Genomic DNA, 23540 nt, shown 5'->3' with positions numbered 1-23540 from the left:
GCAATCTTCTCCTATTCAGCAGCCCCAAACCGTTTGGTTGAGGTGTGAAGCGATGAATCACCTGGATTTCGACGTCGAACCGGCCGAATATTCGCGTCCCGCGGACGCCTGGCCCCAGTCTACACCTTCGCCGAAACCACCGAAAGAAATCCCTCCACTGCGGAACCAATCCTCCAGCCCCGGTGCGGCCCAAGCATTGGTCAGCCTGGTGATGCTGGGCGTTCTGCTGCTGGCCACCCGCTTCCTGGTCCCGACGCTGGTCGAAGAGATCCGGTACGCATGGCATCGAGGGGAACTGCGAGCCGAATATGAATCGAGCGGCGAGGGGCTGCGAAATGTCTCGATGAATTCGCTAGCACAAGCCTATCAAATGGTCACCCAACGCGTTGGCCCTAGCGTCGTCCACATCGACGTCGAACGCGACCTAACCGAACAGGAACGCGAACTTGCCGTCGCCATCCGCCGCGGGTCGGGGATGGAATTGCCAGGCGATCAAGGGAGCGGCGTGATCGTCGACGACCAAGGCTTTGTCCTGACCAACTATCACGTGATCGAAGGGGGTTCGGATATCCATGTCGGTCTCAGCGACGGACGCCGCGTTTCGGCAGAGGTTGTGGGGATGGACGCGTTGACCGACATCGCGATCTTAAAAATCGAAGCCAATGGCCTGCTGCCCGTTCGCTGGGGCGACAGCGACAAATCGGAAGTCGGCACGCCGGTCTGGGCTGTCGGCAGCCCCTTTGGACTCGACCGCACGGTCACCTTTGGCATCTTGAGCGGCAAGCATCGAGCGACCAAAGCGGGGACGCGGTACCAAGATTTCATGCAGAGCGACGTCGCGGTCAATCCCGGCAACAGCGGCGGCCCGTTGATCAATTCCGCTGGCGAATTGATCGGCATCAACACAGCCATCGTCGGAGAGACCTATCGCGGAGTTAGTTTCTCGATTCCCAGCAACGTCGCCAAGCAGGTCTATGAGCGGCTGAGAAGTTCGGGCTACGTCAACCGCGGCTGGTTGGGCGTGGCATTGGACGAAGTTCCCGAATCGCGACGCCACGGCGACGATCCATTGATCCGAGGCGCGTTGGTGCGAGGGCTGGCCAACGGCAGCTCGCCCGCTCGCAACGCTGGCATCCTGCCCGACGACATCATCATCGCTTTTAACAGCCAACCCGTCCGCGACATGGGCGCATTGATGCGGATGGTTGGCGACACAACCGGTGGTTCCACCGTCTCGATGGAGATCTATCGCGGCGACAGCACGCGGCTGCTGGATGTCGAGATCGGAATGCGTCCGGACGACCTGAAGCGATAATCCAATCGATCCGCATCTCGCTGCGATCGTTTTCTTGCGGCCACACACCGCCGATCATTCCCAGTCGTCGAGAAGATCATCGGGCAGCGGTTCACCGCCGCGTGGTGTGATCAAGCCGCGAATCTCCCCCGCCGACAGCGACTCGCTCAAGAAGTGATCGCGTCCGTCGCTAGTCGCCGCCGTCGCGCCTCCTTCATGATTGCCACCGATCTCCACGCCATCCTTCCCGTTGATCGCGGGAACCATCTTGGCGACGTCCAGATCGGCTGGCTGAGTCCACAGCAGTTCGCTGCCCGCCATCGGGTTTGCGGGCCGCGCGACCTCGACGACCAACAACGTCTGATCGGGTCGGTCGATCACATCGCGTGGGCTCAGCGGTCCCGACGCGGGGAAAAGCGTCCCCGGGCCGGTGATTAACATGTAATTGGGCTCGCTCCAGACATTGCTTCCCACTGCAGGAGATCCATACTCCGCCGGCCGACTGTAAGCGAGCGCCATGTTCGTCTCGGAACTCCACGGCTCCGCCAGATTGAACTGACCGTACAGCGACTGGTGGCCAAGATAGGGAAGGAGTAAAACGCGCCAACTGTACATCGGCTTCCCCGCCGCATCGGTCACCATCGGAGTCGGATAGGTTCCATAATCATCGGCGTACGCGTTCAGCGCCGCCGCGATCAAACGAACGTTGTTGCGGCAGGCCCCGCGCAGCGAATTCGCACGAATCTGAGCGATCCCGGAAACCCCGTAACGAAACATCAACATCCCGCCCGCCAACACAACGACCGCCCCGACACAGATCGTGGCGATCAACCGAATCGGCCGACCGATCGATTTCCGCGGTTCCATGGCGATGCTGCCGGTCTCCTCCTGAAAATCGGGGACCGTGATCGGTTTACCGCACGCCGCGCAAGCTCCCGCCTGACCGGCGTACTGCGTTTCCACCAGCGTCTGCGTTTGGCAATGGGGACAGGTAAAGAGCAGCGGCATGGGAACGGCAACACAAAAAGGATGAAGCAACAACGGAGCAGGGCAGGGCGGATGTCGCGTTTTGCCCTACAATCAGCCCCCGTTATTGTATCGACTGAGGCCGATCGGTTCATCGCCACCGCAATCGTGAAGAAAAGGAAAGAGACATCGTGCGAGCTGTCATCCAAAGAGTTTCGGAAGCATCGGTTACTGTCGACGACCAAGTAGTCGGAGCGATCGAGCTTGGGTTCCTGGTCTTGCTGGGAGTCGAAAATGGAGACACCGAGACCGACGCGAACTATCTGGCCGACAAGACGATTGGGCTGCGAGTGTTCGCCGACGCCGACGACAAGATGAATCTGGACATCGCGCAGGTCGGCGGCAAGTTGTTGGCAGTCAGCCAGTTCACGTTGTTAGGCGACTGTCGTAAAGGTCGCCGCCCGGCGTTCACCGACGCCGCCGATCCCGAGATCGCTCGGCAGCTGTACGAACACTACTGCCAACGTATCCGCACCGCGGGAATCGAAGTCCAGACAGGTATCTTCGCCGCCGACATGCAGGTCCACTTGGTGAACCAAGGCCCCGTGACGCTGCTGTTGGACAGCCGCAAACGTTGGTAGACGGGAAGCAATCCGCAACACCACCGCGTGAAGTTCGTCAAACGCCCGGCCATACAAACCGCGGGGCAGGGCAGGGGGACAGGCGAAACGACGGGAAGCCCAACTACTTCGTCAGCCAACCCTTGCGATACAGATAGGCCAGCAGGCCGCCCGCCATCAACGTCATCAACCCCAACGCAAACGGATACCCATAGGTCCATTGCAGTTCGGGCATATTCCATTCCGATACGTTGCTGTCGAAATTCATCCCATAGATCCCGGCGACAAAGCTCATCGGAATAAAGATCGTCGCGATGATCGTTAGCACTTTCATCACATCGTTGTTCCGTTCGCTGAGCATGGCGAAGTAAAGCTCTCGGAGTTCGGCACAGGTTTCGCGATCGGTGTCGGCCGCTTCGATCAAATGCTGCAAATGGTCTTGGCAATCGCGGAAGTACAACGCGGTATCCTCCTCCATCCGATAGCCCACATCGCGCAGCACAACATTAATTGCCGAGCGATGCTGGTTGACGACTTTGCGAATCAACAACAGATCGGCGCGGATCGCATGCAACTGCAGCGGCAGCGATCGGTCGCCTCCTTGCTGCAACACCTCGGCGGCGTCATCCAACACTTCGGCATACCGGTCCAACAACGGAAAGTAGCCATCGATGACCGCGTCGATAATCGAATAGGCCAGGTAGTCGGAATGCCGCTCGCGAATCCGTCCCGCAGCGTTGGCGATTCGATGGCGAACCGGTTCCAAGCAATCCCCGGGTCGCTCTTGAATCGTGATCACGACATCACCGATCAGAAAGATGCCTACCTGTTCGGTATTAAACCCGCCTCCGTCGATCGGCATCCGAGCGACAAAAAACATCGTGTCGCCGTAATATTCAAACTTGGCATGCTGATGAACATTCACGACATCTTCCATCGCCAACGGATGGATATCGAACAGCTTACCAAGCTCTTCCAACATCGCGACATCGCCGACACCATCGATGTCGATCCAGGTCGTGCGGCGAGCGTGTGCTGGCGTGGCACCATTGCCAGGAACCGTCGGCGCCAACCCAGCGTACGATTCGGGCGGCTTGCGATGCGACACCCAATCGACCAACTCAGCCACCGATTCGACAACCTTATCGGTCGACGAATGTTCGTTGTACTGGATCAGACGAATCTGCCCTTTGACGCTCCCCGGATGCGATTCCAGCGCTCCCGGAATGCCTCCGACGACAACCCGCGGACGCGACATCCGCTTCGATAGCTTGTCGATCGATTCGAGCATGATGTTTCGCGCGGCCTGCAGTGACACAATCGGATCCTAGAATGGGCAATGTAAACCCTAATCTAGGCGACCGAATTGCGAAACACAATTTCCATCTCGGGGCAGGGCAGGGCCGTTAACTGGCTGCGCTTAGCCAGATTAGCCGCCACGCGTTAGCGTCCGGCTCCCCTGGACAACCGGACGCAAACGCGTGGCGGCTGATACCTCAAATTGAAACCGTGATTTGCACTGCGGGGCAGGGCAGGGGGGCGATAGAAATTCCTCCCCCGCCGAATCAGGCGGCGCTCCGCTGCTGCTGGACATCGGGCAGGATCGCCTGGAGCGTTTCGACCGATTTGATGTGGAGATCGCGTTGTGGGAAAGCGATCTCGATATTCGCTTTCTGGAATTCACGCGTGATCGCCAAATTCAATTCGTTGACGACATCCAAGTAGACATCCCGCTTGGCGATGAAGACTCGCAGTTCCAGGTTGAGCGTACTATCGCCAAACGATTTGAACAGCGTCGATGGCGCTGGTTCACGCATCACATACGGACACTCTTTCGCCAACCGCAACAGAATCCCCTGTGCCTTTTTGACGTCGGTGCCATAGGCGACTCCGACCGGCAACACGACGCGGCTGACCGGATCGGTGAGCGTCCAGTTGATGACGTTGTCGGTGATGAACTTTTTGTTGGGCACGATCAACTCGCGGCGATCGAAATCGGTGATCGTCGTCGCCCGCATCTGCATCCGCGTGACGTTCCCCGTCACATCGCCGACGGTCACCAGATCGGTCAATCGGATCGGACGTTCGAACAGGATGATCAATCCACTGACTAGGTTTGCAAAGATCTCCTGCAAACCAAAACCTAGCCCCACAGTCATCGCAGCGGCTAGCCACTGAACGCTGCCCCAGGAGAGTCGGATGATGTGACACGCGAACAACAGCCCGACAAGCGTCGCCGCGTAGCGAACCAAGATCGCCACTGCCTGGCGGCCTCCTTGTTCCATCGGCAACCGCTCCAACACCACAAACTCAACGACGCCCGGCAAACGCCGACCGACCATCATCGTGGCCACGACGACCAACACAGCCATCAAGACATCGGTCAGTGTCGTCGGGACCGTTCGGTCGCTCAGCTTGATCGACTCGCCGCCCCCCGAATCGACAACCGTTTCGGCGACCGATTCGATGTTCTGCCACAGCACCACGCGGTCCAACACTCGCAGGGCCGGAAAGACTTCCGACCAAATAAACCATCCGGCGCAGACCAACAGCATGATCCCCGCGTACCGCAACAGGTCGCGGAATTCGCTGTCGGCCGATGCGTGCATCGAAACTGTCGCAACCGGTTCGGGCTCAACAACCACGCTCTCCTCGGACAGGCTCGAATCGATCACCAACCGCTCCTCGTCGTGCCGTACCGCCGCCGGAGCATCTCGCAGTGCGCGGTTGTATCCAATCACTTCCAACCATCGTAGGGCGAGCGAATAGAGGACGATCGCCGCCACCACCGCAGCTCCCGTTTCGGCCAAACGGCCCGACAACTGATAGGCAGAGAAGTGATATCCGACCAGCGACAGGATCGCAAACGCCAGCGGTGCGCCAGCGACGGCGCACCAGATCGGCTTCTTGAATCGCACCACAAGCGATTGCGGCGAATCCGCCGACAGACATTTCATCAACGGCCCGCGAGGTCGCACCAACCAACCGATCTGCAAAACAAATAGAGCCAGAATCGAGATGAACAACAACCGCTGCGAGCTTTGCTGGTCCGCCAATTCGCCGAACTGCGACAGCAGCAAGAACCCAAAGATCGGTGTTCCGACCAGTGCTGTGATCTCCAACGTATTGCGAACCGACGCGGTCGCCCGCTCGGGCCAACCAAACACCTTCTCGCCGACACCCTCGCTGCGACACAGTTCGCGCAACAACTCGCAGCCCAACAGAAACAGGATCATCGTCAGACAGGCGTCGCCGACAGCTTGCGTCCATTCGGTCGATGCCGCCGCGGTCCGCAAGCGATATCCGACGACCAACAGCAGGGCAGGCCAGCGAGCCGACAAGACCACAGCGATCATAAACGCAGCGGCGTAGCGCGAGAACTTCGCCTCTTGACCGGCAGCCGGCGGATCGGACAGATTGCTTTGCGTCTGCCGCAAGCGAGCGCGGAAGATGATCAACAGGATCACAAACGCCAACAGCGAAAGAGCGGCCGCGGGACGTCGCAACAGATCGACCCCTGCAACACGCAACACCTGTCCCCAACGAACGGGATTGACCAACGTACCGAGCCCCTGAATTCCGGCCCGCACATCCTCTAATTCGATCGCATCGCTGCTGCGAATCCACAACACGCGTTGGTTCAGAAACTCGCGAAACTCCTCAACCAATGCTTCCAATCGGTGATCGACAAGTTCCAGTTCATTCAAATCCTGCAGCAGCGTATCCTGATCGGGGATCGCTTTGGCCAGCAGATCGCGGCGGTCGCGGAGCACGCGTACCAGGACGTCGATGACTTGCTGACGATCGTAATCTCCCAACGACGCGTCGAGCGAATCGAACATCTCCGCCGCCGCTTCCTCAGGATCGGCGACGGCGCGCCGCATCTGTTTCCATTCGGTCAACTGCAGATGCGCCGCCGGCATCTCCGCTTGAATGTATTTCGTTCGCTCCTCGAATTCCGACATCCGCGGCAATTCGCTGCGTTGCTTGCGCAACAACAACCCGGTCGTCGATGTCGTTCCCGCGTGCTCGACCTTGTCGCGCAGCGTCTCGAAATCCGCCTCGTACTGCTGGATCTTCTCCTTCAGTTCTTTGATCGTTTTCGTGACGCGTTCGATCCCCGCTGCCGTGGCGATCCGGCGCTCTGCGATCTCCGCATTCTGTTCAGCCAACGACTTCAAAGCCGGATGCGATGTCTCGGCGATCCGCCGCGCTTCGGTCGCTTGACGCAGCGACTCCTCTTTCCGCCACTGGTCGATCGCCGTCTGCCAACGCGCCAACATCCGTTTGCGACCATTCAGATTGCGCTGCGCCAAATCGTGCTCTAACGGCAACAACGTCCCCGTCTCGTCCAACCGCCGCCGCTCCAACTTGGTCGTCACCAACTGCTGTTGCCGACACTGTGATTTGGCCCTCAGTTCCAAGGCTTGCACGTGAGCGTTTAAATCGGTACCAGTTGCTGCCGCAGCCTGCTTGGCGTTTTCTGCGATCTTCTGTTCCAGTTCGACAACTTCTTTTGCCAGATCCGCCAGTCTCGCGGTCCGCCCTTCAAGCTCTTTCCCTTTAGCTGCAAACTGCGCTTCATCCGCTTCCACCTGCTGACGCAGCGCCGCCAACTGGCTCTCCAGTTCTGCGATCGTATTGCCGCTTGGGTTCGCTCCAAACTCGGCATCGGCAGGCTTCTCGAGCGCCGCCTTGGTCTCCGCGACAAGATCGCCGATCGTCGGCAGATAGGCCTCGATCTCCTGCTGACGCTTCCGCGACGCCTCTTCGCTGTCGATCCATTCCTTCGCTTTGTTTATTCGCTCGGTGCAAGCTTTACGAATCTCCTCCGCCAGATCGGTCGTCGCTTCGATCGCCGCCAACTCCGACGCCAGTAACTCGCGCGTCACCACCGCCGTCTCGAGCGACGGCGACTCATTAAAGCTTGCTGGCACCACGCGCTGCGACTCCACCGGTGCCGCGACAGGGACTGCACCCGGGGCTACAACAGGCATCGCGCCCGCTGGTGGCACCGGCATCGCTGCGGGTACGGCAACGGGATTGCTTGCAACGGGCGGCATCCGCCAACCGTTCTCAGCAGGCTGCGCTACGGCCAGTCCAAGTGGACCTAATAGACAGCAGCAAACAAATCGAAGCGGAGTATTGAAACGCATTGACTTTGATAGCGGGAGAAGTGTGGGAAGAGATGAGAGACCTCTGCTCAGGCGCACACTATCAACCCTGGAGAAGCGAGGAAAGTCGAATTCGAGTCGCCCGAATTGGGCCCGCCAAAGACGTATCACGCGCCCAGGCTTCGACTTGCTATATTGAGTCGTTGCCACGTGTTTTTTCCACAATCCAGCCCAAGAAACCGAAAATGAGCGCCGCGGAAACCCAGAATTGGTTCGGCCACGATATCGCCCCGGGAGAGTCGCTGAGCACCGAATTGGTGGTCAGTGAAAGTTACAGCAGCCGAAACGTTTCGATTCCAGTCAACATCCGCCGCGGACTGCAACCAGGCCCGACCGTCTTTGTCACCGCCGCACTGCACGGCGACGAACTCAACGGCACCGGAGCGATTCGGACAATGCTATCGGACAAGGAATGGTCGCTGCAGTCCGGCACCGTGCTGATGATTCCGGTACTGAATATGCTCGGATTTGAACGGCACTCTCGCTACCTGCCCGATCGCCGCGATTTGAACCGCTGCTTTCCCGGATCGGCCTCGGGGAGCATGGCCTCGCGACTCGCCAAAGTGATTTTCGAATCGCTGATCGCCCGCTGCGACTTCGGCATCGACCTGCACACCGCGGCGGTCCGGCGGACAAATTTCCCCAACGTCCGAGCCGACCTCTCCCATCCCGATTGCCGCCGCATGGCCGAAGCCTTCGGATCGGGAATCATCTTGCAAACCAAAGGCCCCAAAGGCTCGCTCCGCCGCGAAGCGACTCGCGCCGGCTGCCCAACGATCATCGTCGAAGGAGGCGAGGTCTGGAAAGTTGAATCGTCGGTCGTCGAATGCATGACCCGCGGGATCTTCAACGTGCTGATGGAGCTGAAGATGATGTCGGGCGAACCGGACATTCCCGACACCCAGGCGACGATTCGCGAAACCAAATGGATCCGCGCCGAGCGAGGCGGCTTCCTCGCGATGCACGTCTCGCCCGGCGACAGCATCGTTAAAGGACAAGCGATCGCCACGAACAGCAATCTGTTAGCCGAAGACCAAAACCGGTTGGAGGCTCCCTTCTCGGGAATCATCATCGGCATGACCACGCTGCCCGCCGTCCAACCAGGCGAACCGGTGGTCCACATCGGCCGATTGTCGAACCCCAAATCGGTCCGCCGACACGAAAAACAAGTCGCCGGCGACGAGGTCCAACGAACCGCTCACGAACACCTGGCAACCAACATCCAAGTCGTCGACGCTCCCGCCGAAGACAACAACGAAAACGTCGATTGAGCCAAACCTCAACACAGCCCCAGCCCAGTCGGAGCAGGGCAGGGCAGACAAAAATCTTGCCCCCCCCACACAACCTCCAGCCCACGGGCATCGCCACCAGTCGCGAACGCGACGACATGCAACAGCCCGGGACGCAAGTCACAAGTACGCCGACGCCACCTCAATCCCAACCCAGCAAGTCGCGAACGCGACGACATGCGATCGCCCGACGGACCAGACCAAAACTCATGCCGTCGCCTTCGCGACTTCTAAACAACATCGTCCACCGGATCTGAGACTTGCGTCCCAGGCTATCAAATACCGTCGCCTTCGCGACTGCAGAACACCGCAACCAACCGGACCTGGAACCTACCACATATCGTCGACTGCGCGATTCACATGGCCGGCACGACCACATGGACCTAATGCCCCGAACGGCAGCAAACTCCAAAGCAAGCCAGCGCCAGCCCCAGGCACACCGGAACCGCAGCCCAACTTACCACCCTTGGCTACTCAACAATTCCGCGTCTCCCAAAACACGGAGCAGGGCAGGGCGGTTTATAATCGCTGGCCTACACAACTCTTGCACATTCACTAATTGCGGAACCGACCGGCGGAGGCTCCCAGCATGTCACGATTTTCTTCATTCGCATGGGATCTCTACAAACAATCCGACGAAGGAAAAGAGGCGATCAGCCGGCCATTGATCTCGCACCTTCAACAACTAGCGGAACTCGATACCCCTCAGAACTTCGAGCACGAACTCCGCTGGATGCGGCAGTACAACGACAACCGCGACAACACTTTCTTCGATGAGCCGATAGATATTGCAACGTTCATCAACCAGCTAGTGCGTGACGTTGAAATCCCATCGCAAGACGCAGCAATAAATCTATTTGAAGAGATCGTCGACAATGGGATCGTGATTGAGTTCGACGACACTGATTCTTTCTACTTTTCAATACTTAACGACGCAAAAGGCGAGGACGAATCCAAACGATACTACTCGGAGATCTACACGCTGATAGCTCATATTTCCGCAGGGCTTCACATGCGATGGCCAGAACTTTTTGCACCCTATTTCTTCAGCTATCGCTTCGATCAGTTTTCAACCATCTGCCGAAACTACGGAATCGAACTCCCGCCCGTTCCGGGCAAACGGCAAGAACGCGAACGCGCCATTTATTACGCACGCATCAACGAGCAACTCCAAAAATTCCGAACCGCACACGGACTAACGCCCGCCGAATTCAACGCTTTCCTTTACGACTTCGCGTTTAAAGATCTGAAGCTTGCAACACACCACAACGAGCTCCCGGCAGCGTCTCGCGTCTGGTTTGTGATCGGCGGTCGCGGAACCCACGAAGATTTCGACTTCGTCGACAACGCCCAACCGACCGACGTCTCCTTCTGGCAATGTGGAGTAGAAACAAGACCGGGAGATATCGTCGTCTTGTGGTGCTCGTCGCCTCGCAGCTGCGTCCATTCGATCTGGCGAGCGGTCGCTCCCGGCTTCGTCGACCCGTTTTTTTATTACTATTCAACATCGCGGATCTCTCGCCCCATCAAAATCCCCGACATCCCATTCAGCGAACTATCAGTCCACCCAACATTCGCGGACACCCCAGCGGTTCGCGCGCGATTTCAAGGTCGCGGCGGGAAACCGATCCCAACATCGCAATACAACGCTATCCTCGAGATGGCCGCGGATAAAGGATTCGACACATCAATCCTCCCGTCAGCACCCGCAGACCTGCCGACCCTTGACCTCAATCTGAAAAACGAACGGGACGTCGAGACACAACTGATCGAACCGCTCCTGGAAAGGCTGGGATACGCGACGCCGGACTACGTTCGTCAACTGACGGTCAAAATTGGCCGCCGAGAACGGATCATCCCCGATTACGCGATTGGACTTCGAGCGCACAACGGCCAGACTACGGTATCGATTCTGATCGAAGCTAAACTAGATATCCTCTCGGAGCGACAACGAGACGTCGATTTCCGGCAAGCACGATCCTACGGCAAGGTCCTTAACGCCCACCAGATCCTGCTGGCGGCACGCCAAGGAATCTGGCTGTACAAAAACGATCTCGGCGACTTCGACAAAGACCGCTTCGAGTTCTGGAACTGGATCGAACTCGGAACCGCCGATCGATTCGCCGAACTGCGTGACCGGATCGGCAAACCGGCGGCGATGGCGAAATCTTCCTGAGCTCCAAAACAATGGAGCAGGGCAGGGGACTGAATTTTTTTGAGACCACTATGCCCGGCGATAGCAAAGATCCCGTTGCTAGCGCCAGCCCGGTTGCGGCGAGGGAGATTGCGGCAGCATCCACGGCTCGGCCATCTGTTCGAACTGCGGCGCTTCGGGGAGATGCTGATGCAACATGAACGAGTGGTCGTGATAGACCATGTAGACCAAGATGCCAAGCTTCCCGTAGACCGAGACGTTGGCCAAAAAGTTGTTGCCCCAAAATTTCATCGCCGTCCCAAACGACTTTTTGAAACGGAGCCCAGTGACCCCAAACTCGATCGACCAAATTTCATCCAAGACCAGATGGACCATGAAGCCGAGGAAGACTCCCATGCTTTTGTAGATCCGCACATCCTCCTCCGCACAATGCAGCAACAGATACGCGATCAAGCCGACCGAAACGGCCGCGGGAATGCTGTGCCACATCCCGCGATGAACGGTGTACTTTTTGAAAACTTCGACGAGGACAAATCGCATGAAGGCATAGACGACGCCGGCCACCGCAATCATCGTCTCGCGCCGCAGGCCCAAGTCCTGCAACCGATGGAGCAACATCATCGGAACCACAGCCGATGCGAACATCGCCGTTTCGCGCAGCGGTACCCCTGAATCGCTGTCCAAATCGGGCAGCATCCCGCTGACACTGCACAGGCCTCCGGCTAACAAGCACGATTCCAGAGACATCCCAAATTGGGTTGCTCCCAGATAACCGTATCCGATGCCGACGACGGTGCTTCCCGTCATGTGTGTCTTGAATCCGGCCATGCTATTAAATAACCGCGATCGCCCCTCGCTGCCAAGGCCGATCTGATTGATCTTCGCCCGCGGCGCGGACCTACGTATACTTGGCACCTTTGCTTCTTCGCCGCTCGAAATCCCCAAATCCACCGATCATGGAAACCTACGACATCATCATGCTGATCGCGCTGGCTGCCGCCACGATCCTCGGCGCGATCAAAGGCTTCGCCTGGCAAGTCGCGTCGCTCGCATCGATCTCGCTCAGCTACTGGGTGGCGATGCGTTTCCGCGAACCGTTCTCGCAACAGATTCATGCCGAGCCGCCGTGGAATATGTTCCTGGCGATGTTCATCCTGTTCACAGGCACGATGATCGCGATCTGGATCTTATTCCGAATGCTATCGCGCACGATCGACCGCCTGAGACTCCGAACCTTCGACCATCAACTCGGCGGAATCCTCGGACTGGCCAAGGGCGTGATCTATTGCATCCTGATCACGATGTTCGCGCTCTCGCTGCTGGGCGATTCGGTCCGCACGCAGATCGTGCAATCGCGGAGCGGATACTACATCGCCAAGCTCCTCAGCTACAGCGACAAAGTCATCCCGGCCGAACTGCAAGAGATCGTCGGTCCGTACCTGGATCGACTGGACGAACAATTGCGAGCCGACGGCAACGCGTCGACCGGTCCGGCGCAACCGTTGCCGTGGAGCGACAATGAATCCGCGGCCGGCGCGATCGTCGACGCGGTGCAGCAGAATCTGCAACTGCCCAACGACAGCGAGAACCTGATTCCAGCCGAGCTGCTGACGCCCAAATTCTTCGACCAGCTCCAGCCATAACCGCTGGCCCCAGTCGCTGTGGAATTCAGGGCGGGGGAACGTGCGATCCTCAGAACCAGAATGTTCGTAAAACCCAGGGAAAACGGGGGCCTTAATACAACATAAGAGGCATTATCGGACGTTGCGGGGCGGTTTCTAAGGGCCTGAAAACCAGGCCCCACCCCGGCGAACGCCAGCATCTGCGGCGGTCGCACCAAGGACTTTGCTTCCGAGCCGCGAAGGCGCGGACGCCCGGAAGATCAGACAGCCGCTTCGGCCGCCTCCAGGAAGACGCCCATCCGGCGAAACTTCTCGTAACGCTGAGCCAGCAACTCTTCGACCGGCAGCGATTCCAATTGAGTCAGCGTCCGCGTCAAATAGCTACGCAGACGCGAAGCCGCTTGATGATGATCGCGATGCGCACCGCCCAGCGGTTCGGGCAACACGTCGTCGACGACGCCAAGTCCGGGCAAATCCTTCGAAGTGAACTTCAACGCCTTGGCGGCCTTCGGCGCGTGCTCGTGGCTCTTCCACAGAATGCCCGCACAGCCCTCGGGACTAATGACGGAATAATACGCGTTCTCCATCACGGCCACGCGATCGCCGACGCCGATCCCCAAAGCGCCGCCGCTCCCCCCTTCACCGATCACGACGCAGATGATCGGCGTCTTCAGCCGGCTCATCTGGAACATGCTTTCGGCGATCACTTGAGCCTGGCCCCGTTCCTCGGCACCGACGCCGGGATAGGCACCGGGAGTGTCGATGAAGCAGATCAGAGGCAGCCGATATTTCTCGGCCATCTTCATCTTGCTCATCGCCTTGCGATAGCCTTCGGGATGGGCGCATCCGAAGTGGCACGCGGCGCGTTCCTTATAGGTACGGCCTTTCTGATGCCCGGCGACGATCACTTTGAAGCGATCGATCTTCGCAAACCCGGTCAACAGCGCCCGGTCGTCGCCGAACTGCTTGTCGCCATGCAGTTCGACAAACTCGTCGAACGCTAGCTTCAGATAGTCGTTCGTATACGGACGGTCTTTGTGCCGCGCGACCTGAACCGTCTGCCACGGATCGAGATTGGCGTAGATCTGCCGCAGCTCTTCATTGATCTGTCGTCGCAGGTTTCGGATCTCCGTCTCCGCGGCGTCGCTGCGATCGGTCTGCTTCTCGATCGCAGCAAGCTGCTGCTGCAACTCAGCCACACTTTTCTCAAAGTCCAAAGTCGTGCCAGCATCCATATCTTCGAGTTCTCTTTTTCAGTTGATTTTCGATCGGCCGCACGGGCCGCGCTCTTTCCATTGCAACGCAGCGCTTGCCGCCACGACATTTAATGTTTCAGCAGGTCCTCGGGCGACTTGAATCCCGACGCGACATCAAACACGTCCACATCCAACTTCTTGGGCTGTTTCTTGAACAACCGCATCCCACGAACCAGCTTCAAAAATTCCCACATCGATTCGGGCCGATGCTCTGGCTTCTTAGAGAGCATCCGTTTGATCAGATCCGCGAAATCTTGGGAGACGTTTTCGTTGCTGGTCAACGGCGTGGGGATCGGGGCGCTGAGATGCTTGTTCAACAAATCGTTAGGCGATTCGCCCGTATACGGCGGCTTGCCGGTTGCCACTTCGTACAACACGCAACCGTACGAATAGATATCCGACCGCTCGTCCATGTTCTTGCCGCGAATCTGCTCGGGCGACATATAGCTGCGTGTCCCCTGGATCTGCGATTTCTTGCCGAACAGTTTCGACAGCCCGGTTTTCTTCTTCTGCGAGATCTGGAAGTCGATCAGCTTGACGACCCCTTCCCGGCTGACCAGAAAGTTGTCGGGTTTGATGTCGCAGTGCAGCCAGCCCTTGGTGTGCATGAAATACAAACCTTCGGCCGACTGTTCAACGACCTTGTTCAGCATGTAGGCCAGCGAGTCGGGCCCGTGCCGCAACGCCTGCTTCATGTTCAATTCGCTGAACAGTTCCAGCACCAGATAAGCCGACTTCGGATCGGTCACAAAATCGTGGATCTTGATCAACCGCGGGCTCGGCCCGACCTGAGTTGCGACGTCGTATTCGTACTTCAGCCCCGCAACCTCCGCCTTGTCGCCTCGCAATTCATCGCGAAGCACCTTCAACGCGTACCGCTTCTGGTCCGTCTCATTAATGGCTTCCCAAACCTGGCATGCACTGCCCATTCGGATCAGGCGTGTCAATCGATAGGAACCGAAGAAGTCCCGGGCCTTAGCCATACGGATTCTCGCTGCGAGATAAGATGAGTCGATTACGAAGAATTCAAGGAAAAATCCTTCCCGGACAATTCATCTTATTCACCTGCTGCCGATTACGGAAGATCATCGGGCTGCGGGAACAGGGCAAATCGCGGTTTCGATTTGAGGCATCCGCCGGCACGCGATAGGCGCCCGGTACCATCGGACAAGTCCACGCTAACCTGCCTAACCACAACGACTTAACATCCCTGGCTGAGGAAAATCGGGGCCCCCCTGCCCTAGCCCGCCCGTCTAGCTAGCGAGCCCCCAGGCAGCCCTTCGTCGCCTGGAACGGGCGAATCCCCCGGACAGATCAGTCCAAATTGAAGCCTTTTTCGCCCTTTTCCAGCTGATCAAACGGATGGACGTCGGGAATCCGAGGTGACTTTTTGAACAGTGTGATCGCCCGCAACTCCTTCAAGAACTCCCACATCGACGCCGGACGGCTCTCCTTTTTCTTTGCCATCATTTTTTTGATCAGCTCGGAAAACTCCGGCGACACATTGGGGTTCCCAGCCAGTGGACTAACGACCTGGCCCGTCAGGTGCTTATTGAGCAGCTCGGTGGGGCTGGTCGCGGTATAAGGTGGCTTGCCGGTCACCAGCTCGAACAAAGTACAGCCATAAGAATACATGTCCGAACGTTCATCGATTCCCTTGGCCCGAATCTGCTCGGGGGACATATAACTGCGCGTCCCTTGAACCTTCGGCTTGTAGAACATCGCCTTCAGCCCAGTCCGCTTCTTCTCGGCGATCCGATAATCGATCAGCTTGACGTCCCCCTCGCGAGTGACCAGGAAGTTGTCCGGTTTGATATCGCGATGGATCCAATCCTTGGTGTGCATGTAATACAAACCTTCGGCCGATTTCTGGATCATCTTCTGGAGCATGAAGCCGTAGGCGTCGACTCCCATTCGCACCAGATTGCGGAACGAAGTCTCGCTAGCCAATTCGAAGACGTTGTGTGGGATCCCGTTCTCCACGCCGTGATGGAAGGCCTTCAGGACCAGCGGGCTGTTCATCGACGAAGCGACTTCGAATTCGTTCTTCAGCGATGCGATCTCTTCTTTGTCATCCTTGAAATTGTCTTTCAACAACTTGATCGCAACACGATTGTCCGACGCATCTTCGACAGCTTCCCAGATCTGCGATGTCGCTCCGTTGCGGATCAAACGGACAAGTCGATATGGGCCGAGGAAGTCGCGCATCTTCGCCATGGTGGATCACTCACAAGTCAATGAACATGTTTACATTGCATCTTCAGCGATCACCGCCAGCGGAATCTGCCAGGATCTGCTGATAAATTTCTCTCAAACGGCTTGTCATTGTTTCGTGTCGGAACGCGTCCGTAAACCGTGCCCTCCCCTGCCCTCCTAAATCCGCACGCATTTTTTTGTCACCAACCAGTTCCACGATTCGGTCGGCCAAGCGATCGATATCCCCCGCCGAAACCAGGAACCCCGTCTCGCCATCGATCACAACTTCCGGAGCGCCATCGATCGCGTAACTGATCACCGGCTTGCCGGCGATCAACGCTTGAGGCAACGCGCGGGCAAGCCCTTCGCGATACGAAGTGTGAACCAACAAATCCATCGCTCCCAAGTACTCGGGGATATCTTCGGGCGGCACCAAACCGGTGAAGCAGAACCGATCCTCCAGCCCCGCCTGGCGAATCTGCTGGGTCAGTTCGTCTCGCAAAATCCCGTCGCCGATCAACAGGAATTTCACGTTTGCGTGCGCCTTCACCACGCTTGCCGCCGCCTGGATCAGATCGGCGTGTCCCTTCAGATGAAACAGTCGAGCGATCTTGCCGACGACAACTTCATCGTCGCGGATCCCCAGTCGCTGGCGAACGGCCAAGCGATGCGTGTCGGCCCAAAGAAACGGATCGACGTTCATGCCGCTATAGACAGTCGTGCACTTCTCCGCCGCGACAACTCCCGCGTCGGTCAGCAATTCCGTCATCGCATCGGCAACCGAAATCAAGCGATGGCATTGCCGGGCCGCTCGCTTTTCGCAAGCCTTATAGAACCAGCGGACCGGCGGCGATTGATAGGGATGAAACGGGGCACCGTGAACCGTATGCAGAATCGCCGGAACGCCCAGATCGTGCGCCGCCTGGCGTCCCAGGATGCCACCCTTCGCGCTGTGCGTATGGACGACGTCGGGCTGAAAGTCGCGTAGGGTTTGGCGGATCGCACGCAGCGACTTCCAATCGCGAACCGGATCGATCGCGCGGACCAAGTCGGGCAGCAGGATCACTTTCAAACCTTCCGCCCTCCCCTGCTGCAACAGATCTCCTTCGGGACCGAGACTGGGGCCGGTGATCAAGATCACATCGTCACCATAGATCCGTTGCAGATCCAAGCAATTGAAGAGCGTATTCTCCTGAGCTCCGCCCACGATCATCCGAGTAATTACATGAGCGACACGCATCCGACACATTCCTTTTCTAACAATCACACCATCCGCAAACGAACTCGCCAACAATAATCCAACCGCCCGTCCCGCGAAACCAACCGCCCACGAAATCCAACCGCCCACGAAATCCAACGTCCACGAAATCCAACGTCCACGAATTCCAACGTCCACGAATTCCAACGTCCCAACGGGACATCCCTACGCCAGCCCAGGGCAACGCCCTGGGAACCGCCCCATGAACATCGACGCGAAGCCACAACGTGGCGGCTCTACATCACCGACGCAACGCAAATGGCGATCAACGTAGAACCGCCCCGTTGGGGCTGGCATTTCATTTTGGTCCGCTCCGTTTTCCCAGGGCCTTGGCCTGGGCTGACATAACACCGACCCGTTGGGTCTTTGGAAAATACAATCCAAACACGCAAACACCCGACACGACCGCAACGCGGCCGCACGAATTCCAACGTCCCAACGGGACATCCCTACGCCAGCCCAGGGCAACGCCCTGGGAACCGCCCCATGAACATCGATGCGAAGCCACAACGTGGCGGCTCTACATTTCCAAGACAACGCAAATGGCGATCGACGTAGAACCGCCCCGTTGGGGCTGGCATTTCATTTTGGTCCGCTCCGTTTTCCCAGGGCGTTGCCCTGGGAACCGCCCCGCCAACATCGACGCGAAGCCACAACGTGGCGGCTCTACATCACCGACGCAACGCAAATGGCGATCGACGTAGAATCGCCCCGCTGGGGCTGACATTTCATTTTGGTCCGCTCCGTTTTCCCAGGGCGTTGCCCTGGGCTGACATAACACCGACCGGTTGGGTCTTCTGAAAATCGGGTCCTTCGGGATCGGCGATTCGCCCCCCTGCCCTGCCCCGCGTTCGAACGCCTGCTACACGATCTCAAACGTTTGCGTTCCGGACGGCTTGCCGTTGATCTGTAGAGTCAAATGATGCGTTCCTGGATACAAGGTGTAAGTCGTCGCGTTGGCTCGCAATACATGACGCTTCCGAACCGTTGTCGATTCACCTTTGCGCAGCTGCAACGGTTTGAGTTTATGAACCTTGGGGGAGAGCTTTCCGTTGGCCTTGACGAAGTCGATGACAAAATCGACCAACAACGACTCTTCGCGATCCGCGGTGATCACAAACGAAAACTCGACAGCTTCGCCCGGACGGATCTCGTCAGAAGCCAATTCAAATTGGCTGACCTTGATCTTCGGGTTGGCATGGAAGCCGAGAAACTGCAGCGCGTCGACATCCCCCTGCTTCACTAACGTCCGCAGCGCATGCCGATTCATCCAATCCAGCTCCGCCGGATCTTGAGCCCCCTGCCCTGCCCAGCTGCGCAACCGCTGCAACACCTGATCCGGATGCGATTTGGCGATGTCGTTCAAATGATTGGCAACCGATCGCGTGACATAACGGGTCGGATCGGCGTGCAACGTATCCAACAACGGCAGCGGCTCCAGCAGATCGATCGTCAACCGCTTCGACCACGGCAACTTGGGACGCGTCCCCTCGCTAACCAATCGGCGAACGTGATAGTTCTTGTCGGTCGACCATTTTGCCAACTCCGCCATCGTCGCTTCGGGATGCTCGTTGATAAACGTGCGGATCGCATCCTCCATCGAGAACCGCTGCGTCAGCTGCTTCAATGTCTTCAGCGACAGCGGCAGATGCTTTTTCGCAGTTCCGTTGCGAACCACAAATTCCCCCAACGGGGCAAAGATGAAATCGCCAAAGTCATCGTCGGTCTTGGTCGGATCCAACGGCGGCGGCAGCGAGGCGACCAAATGTTTTACCGCCGCGTGATAATCGCTCGCCAAATGTTGTTCTAACATCTCGGCGATGTGTGTGATCCGTTGCTTTAGCTCCAGCGACTTCAGCGACCGCATCGTATCGCGGACAAATCCCGAAGCGTCGAAGCGATCGTCGGCGGCATGCAACAGCCCCGCCAGATATTCGACGCGTTCTCGATTGAACAGATGATCCTTCAGACTAAAACCGGTACCGGTTCGCTCCTTCGCCATCGCTTTGCGATTCCTTTCTGTGATGAATAGATAGTTCGAGCGTCTCGGTTGGAGTCGTGGCTTCAGCGGACGCGAGTTCAACCTCATCGGTTCGGCTAAAGCCTACCACTCCAACAACCATACTCGTTCGGCTGAAGCCTCGACTCCAGCGCTCGTGTCGGCTAAAGCCTTTGACTCCAGCGCGATGCTTGATCGACGATCGAGAGCGAGGCGTCGATAACGCGTCGACGCCATGCGGCCGATCGAGGACAAAAGCATTCTAACAATTCCGCTTTGGCGCGACGCTGCGCCTCGGTATCGCGAGGCCCTTGAAAATGGTAACGGTTCTCGCGACGGAGCGCAGCCAGGACGCGCAACGGACCGTACGTCCCGAACTCGGCGAGTGCAAATCGATACGGTCGATCGCCGAATCGATCGACGAACCACTGCCCCATCCCGCCGCGGACCGAATAAGCGGTTCGCTGGTGCGTCGCTTCGAATTCGAGCGAACGATCCGGGAACGCATCGATAAAAGCCGACGCCGGTGCCGCGTCGCTGACGACCGGCATCAACTGGCACTCCGCAAATCGCCCCAACCCACTGTGCAGATCGATATGAACAACCGACGGCGCGTCGCCGATCCAACGGGCGCAGTGGTCGCGCACCACGACCATCGACGCGGCGGGCTGTGAGCCTCCAAAAAACAAGCCGCTTGGATATTCGTATTGCCCGCCAGCGACAGCCGACTTGAGCGTTGGCATCCCGTGACGAGCGATCAACGCCATCGCTTGCATCTGAAACGGCACCTCCCATCGCGTCGCTGGCGATGCGGGATTCAAAAACCGGTCCAATGCCCCGTATCTGACGGGCGATCCTTTATATGTCTGCGGAGCGATCAGAAAATTGCGGTTGACGTCGATGTTCGCTTCATCGAAACGACGCAGCTGATCAAAGCCAAACGGATTGATCGCGTGAATCAAGACGAAACGCAAACCACGATCGGGCGGTTGCTGGCGGAATCGATCCAACATCGCCAACAGAACCGCCGATCCAAAGAAGCCTTCAACTCCATGCACGCCCGACGAGACAACAACCGCCGGCGCATCGGCGGGGCCAAGCGTGGCGACGTCGATCGTTAGACCGCCCTCCCCTGCCCCGCTGACCTGATACGAATCACAGCTGGCCCCGATCGCATCGGCTGCGATTCGGAAACGTTCCCGCGATTGCATATACGACGATGAAAAGTAGTCTTCGGCCATCGCGAGTTCTCTTAACGGGAGCCAGTCCCGTCGACGATGCGGATCATAAATGGAAGCAGCGTCAGGTTGGCGATGCTGCTGACGACCAAGGTGATGCTGACCAGTACGCCAAACGTCGCCGTCGGAATGAAAGGGCTGGTCGCCAACGTGGAGAACCCGATCGTCAACGACAGCGTCGCCAAGATCACCGCGATGCCAACGGTTTGATAGACGCTGGCGATCGATCGCTGCACGCCGTGACCGATTCGATGCCGACGGTACGCACACAGAAAATGAATCGATCCATCGATCGAGATCCCAATCGAAACCGCGGCGATCATTGCGGTCCCCAGATTGACCGGCGTTCCCCAGTAGCCCAACAACGCCAGGACGCCGAGAATCGGCAGCATGTTCGGCAGCATCCCGCAAACGGCCAGCTTCAGCGACCTGGCGACGATCCACAACATCCCAAACACGCCCAACGACGCGACCCCGAAACAGATCCACTGATCGGCAACCAGCCCCGAGACGAGCCCCGTCAACAACACGTAATACCCCGTCACCTGCGGATCGCCCGCCGGCCGCCCCTCTTCAAAAAACGCTTTCCAACGATCCGAAGCGGTATGCTCACCAACGGTCTGCCGAACGCTGGCGATCAATTGCTGCTTCGTTTCCGCCGGAACTTGCTCGCTGCTGCGGATCATCATGCGCAACATCGCCGGCTTACCATCGGTCGACGGTCCAGCGACCAAGGCATCGATGAAATATGGCATCGACGCGCGCATGCCAGCGATCCGCAACGACGGCGGCGCGATCGCAAGCAGCGGCGAAGAACTGGCCGCTTCGTCGGCGTCGGCGATACTAAAGACTTTGCTCAACCGCGCGTCGGGCTGGTCGCCGATCGCACGCAGCCGATCTTCCAACTCGCGCACGCTGGCCAGGTATTCGCTGGAAAGGAGGTCGGGAGCCGGCAACAAAACATCCCACACCCCGGCTCCACCAAGATCCGATTCAACGATGCGGTAATCGATCGCAAGCGGATGGTCGGCGCGAAAGTTCCGAATGAAATTAGTCTCGATCGTCAGCCGCCCCAGCCCCAGCGAAATCCCAATCGTCAGCAACACAAGCGCGGCGAGCGCGATCCTCCGATGCAGCGTCAGCCAATGGTAACCGGCATACATCGCGTGCCGCACGCGGCGGTTGGTCTGCCGCGGACGCGAGCCTCCGCCGGCCGGTCCTATCGAGGCCAAGCCGGGCACAAACAAAACGATCGCGACCAATACAACTAAGGCTCCGATCGCCATCATCCATCCAAAATCGCGAATCGGCCCCACGTCGGATACCGACAACGCGGCGAAGCCGACCGCATCGGTCAGGCAAGCCCAAGCGATCGGCCGCAGCACACCGCGCAGCCCCAACACGGTCGCTTCAAGTCCCGACCGGCCACGCAGCCGCGCGTTGCGGTCGGCCACCGCAAGATGAATGATCGACGCTACGGCGATCACGGTCACCACGGCGGTCAACATCGAACTGACAAGTGTTAACTGAAGACCGACTAAGGCGACCAAAGCTCTTGTGCAGACGACTGACCAACAGATCACAACGACTTGCACCAGCACCCAGCGAAGCGAGCGGAACATCACAAACATCGCGACGGACAACAGCGACAGCGTCACCAATCCCAAGCGCCGACCATCGGCTTGGACCATCGAAAAACCTTCGCTCACCAAAACCGGCTCGCCGACCAGACTCGCCGGCTGATGTTCGGCGGGTAGCGTCGCCGCGATTTCGCGAAGTCCAGCGACCGCGGCGTCTTGGCCATCGACTGTTGTGCGCTGCGGGTCCAACATCACGACCAGTGCGGCATAGTCGCCATCGTCGGAGTGCGTGTAGCCGGCAAACAGTTCACGAAACGCGGTGGCTAATGAATCGTCGGCCAGGATTTGCGGAGTGGAATCGGCGGCGAAGAACAACGCGGCCGGACGCATCTTGGTCAGGGCAACATCGACTTTGGCGAGACTCAACACACTCGCCACCCCCGGCAGCGCTTCGATCCGCTGCGTCAACTCTCGCTGCAACTTCAGCCCTGCCCCGCTGCGATCGAACAGATCGGCATTGGGATAGGTCAACATCGCGACCTCGTTGCCGCCGAAGGTCTCTTTTAATTGTTGGTAAGCCTGCGCCGCCGGATCGGCTTCGGGAAACATCCGCTCGATCCGCCGATCGAACTGCAACCGTTGATCGATCGACCAAGCCAGCGCAAAAACTGCGACTGCAATCACCAGCAACAGATAGCGATTGGAGACGAGCAAGCGGGGAATGTCGGGCGCGGGGAAGATCATGCTTTAAAGCGTATCGATCGCCTGGAGTGTCAGCAATGCGATCGGATCGCGTCGCCCGACGCGTCTACTAGCACCGCAGCGCGACACCCGTCAACGGGCAAGGTGAAGCGGAAGTACGATTTTGCAGAAAATAGAATTTTGCGTTTTTG

General features: G+C 58.3%; 16 protein-coding genes. 5 read left to right on the top strand and 11 right to left on the bottom strand.

Features of this window, described 5'->3' with window-relative positions; all coding sequences use genetic code 11:
- Window positions 1-52: 52 nt before the first annotated feature.
- Entirely contained in the window at window positions 53-1315 is a 1263-nt protein-coding gene (locus EC9_RS02615) for a S1C family serine protease (RefSeq protein WP_145089786.1), read from the top strand.
- A gap of 54 nt (window positions 1316-1369) precedes the next feature.
- Here EC9_RS02615 and EC9_RS02610 read toward each other — a convergent pair whose 3' ends face one another.
- Window positions 1370-2302 carry a DUF1559 family PulG-like putative transporter gene (locus EC9_RS02610; protein ID WP_218934535.1) on the bottom strand — a complete coding sequence of 311 codons (933 nt, stop codon included), beginning with the start codon at window positions 2300-2302 and terminating at the stop codon, window positions 1370-1372.
- Between the two features lie 149 nt (window positions 2303-2451).
- On the opposite strand from EC9_RS02610, the gene dtd reads away from it, so the two are divergent.
- Complete coding sequence (gene dtd, locus EC9_RS02605; protein ID WP_145342121.1) at window positions 2452-2901, top strand: D-aminoacyl-tRNA deacylase; 450 nt, start codon at window positions 2452-2454, stop codon at window positions 2899-2901.
- A 103-nt stretch (window positions 2902-3004) separates the two neighbouring features.
- Here the strand turns inward: dtd and corA are convergent, their stop codons facing one another.
- Together corA and EC9_RS02595 are read right to left on the bottom strand one after the other, a co-directional pair.
- The gene (corA, locus tag EC9_RS02600; RefSeq protein ID WP_231745947.1) at window positions 3005-4198 is read right to left on the bottom strand and encodes a magnesium/cobalt transporter CorA; all 1194 of its coding nucleotides are present in this window, start codon (window positions 4196-4198) and stop codon (window positions 3005-3007) included.
- A 247-nt stretch (window positions 4199-4445) separates the two neighbouring features.
- Complete coding sequence (locus EC9_RS02595; protein WP_218934534.1) at window positions 4446-7877, bottom strand: mechanosensitive ion channel domain-containing protein; 3432 nt, start codon at window positions 7875-7877, stop codon at window positions 4446-4448.
- 362 nt (window positions 7878-8239) lie between these two features.
- Here EC9_RS02595 and EC9_RS02590 point away from each other — a divergent pair, with 362 nt between their 5' ends.
- Together EC9_RS02590 and EC9_RS02585 are read left to right on the top strand one after the other, a co-directional pair.
- Window positions 8240-9325: a succinylglutamate desuccinylase/aspartoacylase family protein gene (locus EC9_RS02590; RefSeq protein WP_145117486.1), complete on the top strand. Its 1086-nt coding sequence runs from the start codon at window positions 8240-8242 to the stop codon at window positions 9323-9325.
- A gap of 607 nt (window positions 9326-9932) precedes the next feature.
- The gene (locus EC9_RS02585; RefSeq protein ID WP_145342117.1) at window positions 9933-11519 is read left to right on the top strand and encodes a hypothetical protein; all 1587 of its coding nucleotides are present in this window, start codon (window positions 9933-9935) and stop codon (window positions 11517-11519) included.
- Window positions 11520-11597: 78 nt separating this feature from the next.
- On the opposite strand, the gene EC9_RS02580 is transcribed toward EC9_RS02585, so the two are convergent.
- Entirely contained in the window at window positions 11598-12413 is an 816-nt protein-coding gene (locus EC9_RS02580) for a metal-dependent hydrolase (RefSeq protein WP_246105921.1), read from the bottom strand.
- Between the two features lie 41 nt (window positions 12414-12454).
- On the opposite strand from EC9_RS02580, the gene EC9_RS02575 reads away from it, so the two are divergent.
- Complete coding sequence (locus EC9_RS02575; RefSeq protein ID WP_145342115.1) at window positions 12455-13141, top strand: CvpA family protein; 687 nt, start codon at window positions 12455-12457, stop codon at window positions 13139-13141.
- Between the two features lie 239 nt (window positions 13142-13380).
- On the opposite strand, the gene EC9_RS02570 is transcribed toward EC9_RS02575, so the two are convergent.
- From EC9_RS02570 to EC9_RS02540, 7 genes are all read right to left on the bottom strand, one after another.
- Complete coding sequence (locus tag EC9_RS02570) at window positions 13381-14355, bottom strand: acetyl-CoA carboxylase carboxyltransferase subunit alpha (RefSeq protein WP_145089771.1); 975 nt, start codon at window positions 14353-14355, stop codon at window positions 13381-13383.
- A gap of 89 nt (window positions 14356-14444) precedes the next feature.
- Window positions 14445-15359, bottom strand: coding sequence for a serine/threonine-protein kinase (locus EC9_RS02565; RefSeq protein WP_145117483.1), 915 nt, complete (start codon window positions 15357-15359; stop codon window positions 14445-14447).
- 331 nt (window positions 15360-15690) lie between these two features.
- Complete coding sequence (locus tag EC9_RS02560) at window positions 15691-16593, bottom strand: serine/threonine-protein kinase (protein ID WP_145342113.1); 903 nt, start codon at window positions 16591-16593, stop codon at window positions 15691-15693.
- Window positions 16594-16636: 43 nt separating this feature from the next.
- A complete protein-coding gene (locus EC9_RS02555) occupies window positions 16637-17812 on the bottom strand; it encodes a glycosyltransferase family 4 protein (RefSeq protein WP_145342111.1) in 1176 nt (391 codons plus the stop codon).
- 880 nt (window positions 17813-18692) lie between these two features.
- The gene (locus EC9_RS02550; RefSeq protein ID WP_145342109.1) at window positions 18693-19832 is read right to left on the bottom strand and encodes a hypothetical protein; all 1140 of its coding nucleotides are present in this window, start codon (window positions 19830-19832) and stop codon (window positions 18693-18695) included.
- Window positions 19833-19993: 161 nt separating this feature from the next.
- Window positions 19994-21070 carry a M14 family metallopeptidase gene (locus EC9_RS02545; protein WP_145342107.1) on the bottom strand — a complete coding sequence of 359 codons (1077 nt, stop codon included), beginning with the start codon at window positions 21068-21070 and terminating at the stop codon, window positions 19994-19996.
- 11 nt (window positions 21071-21081) lie between these two features.
- The gene (locus tag EC9_RS02540; RefSeq protein WP_145342106.1) at window positions 21082-23391 is read right to left on the bottom strand and encodes an efflux RND transporter permease subunit; all 2310 of its coding nucleotides are present in this window, start codon (window positions 23389-23391) and stop codon (window positions 21082-21084) included.
- Between the last annotated feature and the right edge of the window lie 149 nt (window positions 23392-23540).

Source organism: Rosistilla ulvae, assembly GCF_007741475.1.
Lineage (GTDB): Bacteria > Planctomycetota > Planctomycetia > Pirellulales > Pirellulaceae > Rosistilla > Rosistilla ulvae.
The sequence above is the reverse complement of the archived record's forward strand: the minus strand, read 5'-3'. Positions and strand labels throughout refer to the sequence as shown.

Excerpts from the sequence above, each read along its gene's own strand:
- EC9_RS02560 (WP_145342113.1), bottom strand. The coding sequence starts at position 16,593 with ATGGCGAAGATGCGCGACTTCCTCGGCCCATATCGACTTGTCCGTTTG.
- EC9_RS02555 (WP_145342111.1), bottom strand. The coding sequence starts at position 17,812 with ATGCGTGTCGCTCATGTAATTACTCGGATGATCGTGGGCGGAGCTCAG.
- EC9_RS02545 (WP_145342107.1), bottom strand. The coding sequence starts at position 21,070 with ATGGCCGAAGACTACTTTTCATCGTCGTATATGCAATCGCGGGAACGT.
- EC9_RS02550 (WP_145342109.1), bottom strand. The coding sequence starts at position 19,832 with ATGGCGAAGGAGCGAACCGGTACCGGTTTTAGTCTGAAGGATCATCTG.
- EC9_RS02575 (WP_145342115.1), top strand. The coding sequence starts at position 12,455 with ATGGAAACCTACGACATCATCATGCTGATCGCGCTGGCTGCCGCCACG.
- EC9_RS02585 (WP_145342117.1), top strand. The coding sequence starts at position 9,933 with ATGTCACGATTTTCTTCATTCGCATGGGATCTCTACAAACAATCCGAC.
- EC9_RS02610 (WP_218934535.1), bottom strand. The coding sequence starts at position 2,302 with ATGCCGCTGCTCTTTACCTGTCCCCATTGCCAAACGCAGACGCTGGTG.
- EC9_RS02570 (WP_145089771.1), bottom strand. The coding sequence starts at position 14,355 with ATGGATGCTGGCACGACTTTGGACTTTGAGAAAAGTGTGGCTGAGTTG.
- EC9_RS02615 (WP_145089786.1), top strand. The coding sequence starts at position 53 with ATGAATCACCTGGATTTCGACGTCGAACCGGCCGAATATTCGCGTCCC.
- EC9_RS02540 (WP_145342106.1), bottom strand. The coding sequence starts at position 23,391 with ATGATCTTCCCCGCGCCCGACATTCCCCGCTTGCTCGTCTCCAATCGC.
- EC9_RS02595 (WP_218934534.1), bottom strand. The coding sequence starts at position 7,877 with ATGCCTGTTGTAGCCCCGGGTGCAGTCCCTGTCGCGGCACCGGTGGAG.
- EC9_RS02565 (WP_145117483.1), bottom strand. The coding sequence starts at position 15,359 with ATGGCTAAGGCCCGGGACTTCTTCGGTTCCTATCGATTGACACGCCTG.
- EC9_RS02590 (WP_145117486.1), top strand. The coding sequence starts at position 8,240 with ATGAGCGCCGCGGAAACCCAGAATTGGTTCGGCCACGATATCGCCCCG.